The sequence below is a fragment of the Burkholderia sp. BE17 genome, from assembly GCF_009362305.1.
In the GTDB taxonomy this organism is placed as follows: domain Bacteria; phylum Pseudomonadota; class Gammaproteobacteria; order Burkholderiales; family Burkholderiaceae; genus Burkholderia; species Burkholderia pyrrocinia_C.
This window is the reverse complement of the sequence record NZ_WHNU01000092.1, coordinates 1-6061: the sequence shown is the minus strand read 5'-3', so window position 1 is coordinate 6061 and position 6061 is coordinate 1. Positions and strand designations below refer to the sequence as shown.

Annotated in this window: 6 protein-coding genes and 1 pseudogene; 5 read left to right on the top strand and 2 right to left on the bottom strand. The window is 65.1% G+C overall.

What is annotated here, in order from left to right; all coding sequences use genetic code 11:
• Window positions 1-135 precede the first annotated feature (135 nt).
• From GD429_RS39810 to GD429_RS39800, 3 genes are all read left to right on the top strand, one after another.
• Window positions 136-798: a nitroreductase gene (locus tag GD429_RS39810; protein WP_152865694.1), complete on the top strand. Its 663-nt coding sequence runs from the start codon at window positions 136-138 to the stop codon at window positions 796-798.
• Window positions 799-910: 112 nt separating this feature from the next.
• Entirely contained in the window at window positions 911-1366 is a 456-nt protein-coding gene (locus tag GD429_RS39805; protein ID WP_152865692.1) for a sodium:proline symporter, read from the top strand.
• A 229-nt stretch (window positions 1367-1595) separates the two neighbouring features.
• Window positions 1596-2096, top strand: a complete 501-nt coding sequence (locus GD429_RS39800; protein WP_152865690.1) for a hypothetical protein — start codon at window positions 1596-1598, stop codon at window positions 2094-2096.
• Window positions 2097-2229: 133 nt separating this feature from the next.
• Here the strand turns inward: GD429_RS39800 and GD429_RS39795 are convergent, their stop codons facing one another.
• Entirely contained in the window at window positions 2230-3399 is a 1170-nt protein-coding gene (locus GD429_RS39795; RefSeq protein WP_152865688.1) for a porin, read from the bottom strand.
• A gap of 167 nt (window positions 3400-3566) precedes the next feature.
• On the bottom strand, window positions 3567-4400 hold the full coding sequence (locus GD429_RS39790) for a helix-turn-helix transcriptional regulator (protein ID WP_152865686.1): 834 nt from the start codon (window positions 4398-4400) through the stop codon (window positions 3567-3569).
• Between the two features lie 240 nt (window positions 4401-4640).
• Here GD429_RS39790 and GD429_RS39785 point away from each other — a divergent pair, with 240 nt between their 5' ends.
• Window positions 4641-5762: a polyamine ABC transporter substrate-binding protein gene (locus GD429_RS39785; RefSeq protein WP_152865684.1), complete on the top strand. Its 1122-nt coding sequence runs from the start codon at window positions 4641-4643 to the stop codon at window positions 5760-5762.
• An 11-nt stretch (window positions 5763-5773) separates the two neighbouring features.
• Window positions 5774-6061, top strand: a pseudogene (locus GD429_RS39780) (ATP-binding cassette domain-containing protein); the annotation flags it as partial.

Below are 6061 nucleotides of genomic sequence, written 5' to 3'. Positions count from 1 at the left end.
CTTGGGGCCCGTGCCTGGATACATGGAGATGGGCCGCGGGATCGTCGACAATGCGACCGCGGAAAACGATGAGGTTGGAGAGATGAACGTAAATCGAGAAATTTTGCAGCCGATCGGATGCACGGGAGGTACACGATGAACAGACCAGACAAGTCGTCGAAAGCGCGTGCCGCGCTCGATCAGTTGTTCTCGGGTATTGCGCCGGCGGACGCGAAGAGCGCGTCACGTCCGGGCAATCCGTTCGAAGCGGCGGGAGACGATGTGTCCACCGACGCCAACGGTCGGGTTGAAGTGACGCTGTCGACCAGAATCCAGTTGCGCGGCTATCCGGGCGCGGACGCGTTCATGAAGCGCATGGCCGAAGCGTGGGGCCTCGAGTGGGGGACGTACGACAGCGTTCAGGCCATCGCGAAGCTGCCTGCCGGATGGCGCTCGCGCCGGCTTCCGGAAGTCACGCAGATCGTCGACGGACACGATGTGCTGCGCGCGGAGAGCAGCCTGCAGGGCGGCGAGATGTCGTATCTGAAAGTGAACCCGCGGTACTTCATCGACGCGCGCAAGGGGTTCGGCTGGGGAAAGTCGTCGAAGGCGTCCGACGATCCGGATCTCGATGGCCCCGACTGGAACTGCTTCGTGATCGATCGGGAAAAGTCCATCGAAGTGCACGAATTGACGACCTCGTCGTTGAAAGCCGATATGGACAATGCGCGCGCGACGTTGCTGAAATGGCTTGACGAGCACTATCCCAAACATCGCGATCCGTTTGCGTACTGGACGGACTGCGAAGGGGCATCCTGACTTTGCGTGGCCGCCCGGTTCGGTATCGCGGGCACAGGTTGCCCGATCGGAATCGGAGCGGATGGGTCGCACGCCGCTTCGACGCAGCGGCCGGTCGCGATGGGGGCGCCAATTGAAACGAACCAGTCCGGTCCCGATTCTCTGGGCAGCGTTTGGCGCGGCGGTCGGGTCGACCGTCATCGAGCTGCCGCTCTGGTCGATCGCCGGCGATGACGCCATCCGGAACCTGCTCCGCGACGCGCGCCTGACGGCAGCCATCGTGATGGGGCGCGGCGTGCTCGGCTCGTCCGCCGGCTTCGATCCGCTGGTCGTGGGTGTCGCGACACTCGTGCATGCCGCGCTGTCGCTTGCCTATGCGGCCGTGCTGGCGAAGGTGGTCCGGAACATGTCGCTCGGGGCCGCGCTGCTCGCAGGCGGCGCGTTCGGGCTCATCCTGTACGGCGTCAACCTGTACGCCTTCACGGCGATCTTCCCGTGGTTCATCCCGGTACGCGGCGCGATCACGCTGGTGGCCCATCTGGTATTCGGGGTCACGGCAGCAGTTGTCTACCGCCTCGCCAGACGCTAGGCCGGACGACAACCGCGGCAACGATTGCCGAGGGTTCCCGCTCCGTTCATTCGCATCCAGACCCCTGGAATAACGTGGCGTGCTGCATCGTTTAGCCGTCAGGAGACCGATACGAAGCGGCAGGCCGTTACCGCCGCGCGATGAATCTTGCGCAATCAAATCGATATGCCGGGCGCCGCCATTGGCGCCGGCGGTCGAATGGTCGGGGGCAACAATGCAGGAGCCGATCATGTGCAACTTGATTCGATCCGGGATTGGTATCGTCTGTCTCGGTTTTTCCGCGTCCGTCTTTGCGCAAATGTATGATGATCCACCGGACTACGGCACGAACTGCCGCGCGGTCGTCGCGCAAGCGAACATCGACGGTACGGAGCAGCAAATCGTGGGGCGTGCGTGTCTGCAAAGCGATGGCACATGGCAGATCGTGCAAAGTGCCGACGGCAGCGTGCTGTGGTACCCGGCGGCGGCCTATCCGTATGCGGACCCATGGTACTGGGGGCCGCCGCTTTTCATCGGCGCGGGCGTGAGCTTCATCTTCGTCGATCGTTTCCGTCATTTCCACCACTTCGATCATGTCGATCACTTCAACCGGATGGATCATCGCCGCTTCGGCATGCCGATCGGGGCAGGCTTTCACCATGGCCCGTTTCTCGGCGGCGGTGGCCATGGATTCGGCGGCATGCATCGGTTCGGCGGCATGAGCGGGGGTGGTGGAATGCGGCGGCATTAGGCCGGTGTTTCGACGTACGGTAACCGAGTTGCCCGGTTTGAACGCCAAGTCGATCCGAACGTCTGGAACGGGAGCGCGGACACTGTAAACGCATGGTGCGCGCCTGCCTGGCTGTCGCGATGCGACGTCGCGATCAGAACTTGTGGCGAATCCCGACGATCGCGAGTTCCTGCGTATCGGTGCCGGCGTTCACGCCGTACGAGCCGACCGACGCGGCGGCTTTCACGGTCGCGCCGCTCGCGTTGAGCGTGTTGCCGCTTGCCTTCTGATAGCCGAACAGCGCGTACAGGTCGGTGCGTTTCGACAGCGCGTAATCCGCGCCGAGGTTCACCTGGTTGTAGTGCGCGGAAGCCGGGCCCGTCAGCGACGTGTAGTTGTAGCCGACGCCCGCGCGCAGCGCCGGCGAGAACTGCCAGTTGAAGAACGCCGAGCCGTTGTTGAACTTCGCGTTCTGGCTGAATGCCGACAGCGTGTCCGCACCGTACTGCGTGTTCGAATACGCGAGGCCGAAGGTCGCCGGCCCGGCCACGTACTGGCCGGCCACGCGCACGATCTGGATCGACTTCGCGCTCGAGAAGCCCTGGTTGATCACGGTATTGAACAGCGTGTCCGAACTGCTCGACCACGTGCGCACGCCATTGGCGACCGTCGAGCCGCCGTTCGCGTAGAAGAAGCCGGCGCCGAGCGACAGCGGGCCGTTCGCGTAGCTCGCGCCGACGCTGTACGTGCGGCCGTTGCCGGTGGCGCCCGCGACGCCGCCGAAGCCGTACAGCGCCGCGAACTGGAAGCCCGAGATCAGCGGGCTCGTGTATTTCACCGAGTTGCTGACGCGCAGGCTGTTGTCGTAGTTGTCGAGGTCGCCCGGCGTCGCGAATACGCCGCCGAAGTAGTTGTCCTGCGTGAGGCCCTGCACGAGATCGACGACCGGATCGTACTGGCGGCCGAGCGTGACGGTGCCGTACGTGCTGCTCGCGAGGCCGACGACGGCCTTGCGGCCGAATTCGCGCTGGCCCTGGCCGAGTGCGCCGGTGCCGATGTTGAAGCCGTTCTCGAGCTGGAACAGCGCGGACAGCCCGCTGCCGAGATCCTCGATGCCGCGCAGCCCCCAGCGGCTGCCCGACAGGTTGCCGCTGCTGAACTTGACGAGGCTCGACGCGTTGCCGCTCGCGTTCTGTGCGTTGTGCACGTAGGCGATGCCAGCGTCGGCGATGCCGTACAGCGTGACGCTGCTTTGCGCGTGCGCGCCGGCGGCGTAGAGCGCGGCCGGCAGCGCGAGCAGGGCGAATGAGCGGATTCGTTTCATGGTCGGATTCCCCCGTTGGTCGATGTGTCTGACGAGTCGGTGAACGATACGGACAGCGCATCGTCAAGGGAACCAACAAATTTTCGAATCGTTATGAGGCGGCGCGGAGATGGATGCGCGCGCAACGGGCCGGCGGTCTGCGCTAGGCGCGCGGCGCCCGGGAGAATCTACGCGTCGTGCCGCCGCGACGCGTTTCTCAGCACGAGCGTCATCAGCTGCCTGCGCGACTCGACGCCGAGCTTCGCGAATGCGCGTTTCGCATACGTGTCGACGGTGGACGTCTTGAGCCCCATCGCCTGCGCGATCGCGGCCGACGTCATGCCCTGGATGAACGACGCGCACACATGCATCTCGCGCGCGGTCAGCCGCTCCTGCCATTCCGGCAGCCATTGCGCGACGAGGTCGGGATCGAGCTCGTCGCGTTGCCCTTCGTCGGCCGGGATCGCGCCGAGCAGGCGCTTGTGCGCGGACGCCATCGGCAGCACGGCCTGCGAAAGATGTTTCAGCAGGCTCAGCTCCTTCAGCAGGAACGGCGGCAGCCGCCGCGAACGCGCGATCGAGATCGAGTAGCGCGTGCCGCCCGTCATGCCCGCGATCACGCATTCGTCGTGAATGTCGCCGGCATCGAAGAACAGATGCCGGAGCTCGCTCGCGACGCGCTGCGCGGACACCTGCAGCAACTGCACGTCGCTTTCGGTTTCGATCGCCGCGTACGTTGCGTCGTCGCTCGCGTAGCTGCGGTAGTAGTGGCGCATCACCTGCGCGACCAGCTCGGGCTCGCGGCCGAAGCTGCCGATCCAGCCGACGCTGCGGCGGCCCGACGACGCACTGCGTTCGTAGTCGAGATGCACGGCGTCGAAGTCGACGTAGCGTACGAGGGTGTCGTAGACGGCGCGCATGAACTGCGGCGTCCCGATGGCTTGCGCGATGTCGCCGAGCGTTTCCGTCACGAACGCGACGTGGTTCAGCGGGAGATCGGGGGCGGGAAGCGCAGCGCTCATGGCGTCGTGTTTCGAAGAATTCAGGTGGCGCTACAGGTATCACGAATATTTTCGACTGCCTACGCGGGAATCTACTCAAACGGCCCCGACCGGCGTCGCCGTTTGTCCCGGTTTTCACGACTGACGGTGCAGGCCGCGATCTCTACATTGACCCTTGTGCTGAACACCGCTCGACGGCGTTGACGCGAGTCCGGACCGGACCGGGCGCAACGGCCGATCCCCATCACAAGGAGAATCCCCATGCGTATCCGTATCCGCCGTCGTCCGGCTCTTCGCGCCGCGCTCGCCACTTCGGCGGGGCTCGCCTTCGCGGCCAGCCTGTCCGCCTACGCGGGCGATGCCAACCTGAACGTGTACAACTGGTCGGAGTACGTCGCGAAGGACACGGTGCCCAGCTTCGAGAAGCAGACGGGCATCAAGGTCCGCTACGACAGCTACGACAGCGACGATACGCTGCAGACCAAGCTGCTCGCGGGCAGCTCGGGCTACGACATCGTCGTGCCCACGTCGAACTATCTCGCGCAGCAGATCCAGGCGGGCGTGTACCAGAAGCTCGACAAGTCGAAGCTGCCGAATCTCGCGAATCTCGACCCGGCGCTGATGAAGATGATCGCGAAGGCCGACCCGGGCAACCAGTACGGCGTGCCGTGGGCGTGGGGCACGACGGGCATCGGCTACAACGTCGAGGCGGTCCGCAAGCGGCTCGGCGACGCCGCGCCGACCGACAGTTGGGCGTTGCTGTTCGACCCGGCGAACGCGGCGAAGCTGAAAGGCTGCGGCATCTCGCTGCTCGATGCGCCGGACGCCGCGTTCGCGGCGGCGCTGCAGTACATGGGCAAGGATCCGGAGAGCAAGAACCCGGCCGACTACCAGGCCGCCTACGACGTGCTGAAGAAGATTCGCCCGTACGTGACGCAGTTCAGCTCGGCCGGCTACGCGGACGATCTCGCGAACAACGACGTGTGCGTCGTGCTCGGCTGGTCGGGCGACGTGAGCATCGCGCGGCGGCGCACGCAGGACGCGAAGCGTTCGTACGAAATCCGCTACGTGAATCCGAAGGAAGGCGGCCTGCTGTGGTTCGACGTGATGGCGATTCCGAAGGATGCGCCGCATCCGGAAGCCGCGCTGAAGTGGATCAACTACATCGAGGATCCGAAGACCAACGCGGCGATCACGAACGAGATCTTCTATCCGAGCGCGAACAAGGCCGCGCGCGCGTTCGTGACGCCGGCGATCGCGCAGGATTCGAGCATCTACCTGCCTGACGGCACGCTCGCGAAGACGTCGCTCGCGATGCCGCGAAGCGCCGATGTCGCACGGATGCAGAACCGTCTGTGGCTGCAGCTGAAGTCGGGCGGTTGAGGGCGACGGCGATGATCCCATTCCTCCCGGAAGTGCCGGCCGCGGCCGGCGCACGCCACGACGCCTTCGTGCGCATCGAGAACGTCGTGAAGAATTCGGCGACAGCACGGCCGTCGACAACGTGAACCTGACGATCGCGAAGAACGAATTGTTCGCACTGCTCGGCAGCTCGGGCTGCGGCAAGTCGACGCTGCTGCGCATGCTCGCCGGGCTGGAAACGGCGACCTCCGGCAAGATCTTCGTCGACGGCGAGGATCTCGCGTCGCTGCCGCCGTACCGCCGCCCGGTGAACATGATGT

What these genes read in the sequence shown, in the direction of transcription:
- GD429_RS39810 (WP_152865694.1), top strand. Translation starts at nt 136, where the DNA reads ATGAACAGACCAGACAAGTCGTCGAAAGCGCGTGCCGCGCTCGATCAG.
- GD429_RS39800 (WP_152865690.1), top strand. Translation starts at nt 1,596, where the DNA reads ATGTGCAACTTGATTCGATCCGGGATTGGTATCGTCTGTCTCGGTTTT.
- GD429_RS39795 (WP_152865688.1), bottom strand. Translation starts at nt 3,399, where the DNA reads ATGAAACGAATCCGCTCATTCGCCCTGCTCGCGCTGCCGGCCGCGCTC.
- GD429_RS39790 (WP_152865686.1), bottom strand. Translation starts at nt 4,400, where the DNA reads ATGAGCGCTGCGCTTCCCGCCCCCGATCTCCCGCTGAACCACGTCGCG.
- GD429_RS39785 (WP_152865684.1), top strand. Translation starts at nt 4,641, where the DNA reads ATGCGTATCCGTATCCGCCGTCGTCCGGCTCTTCGCGCCGCGCTCGCC.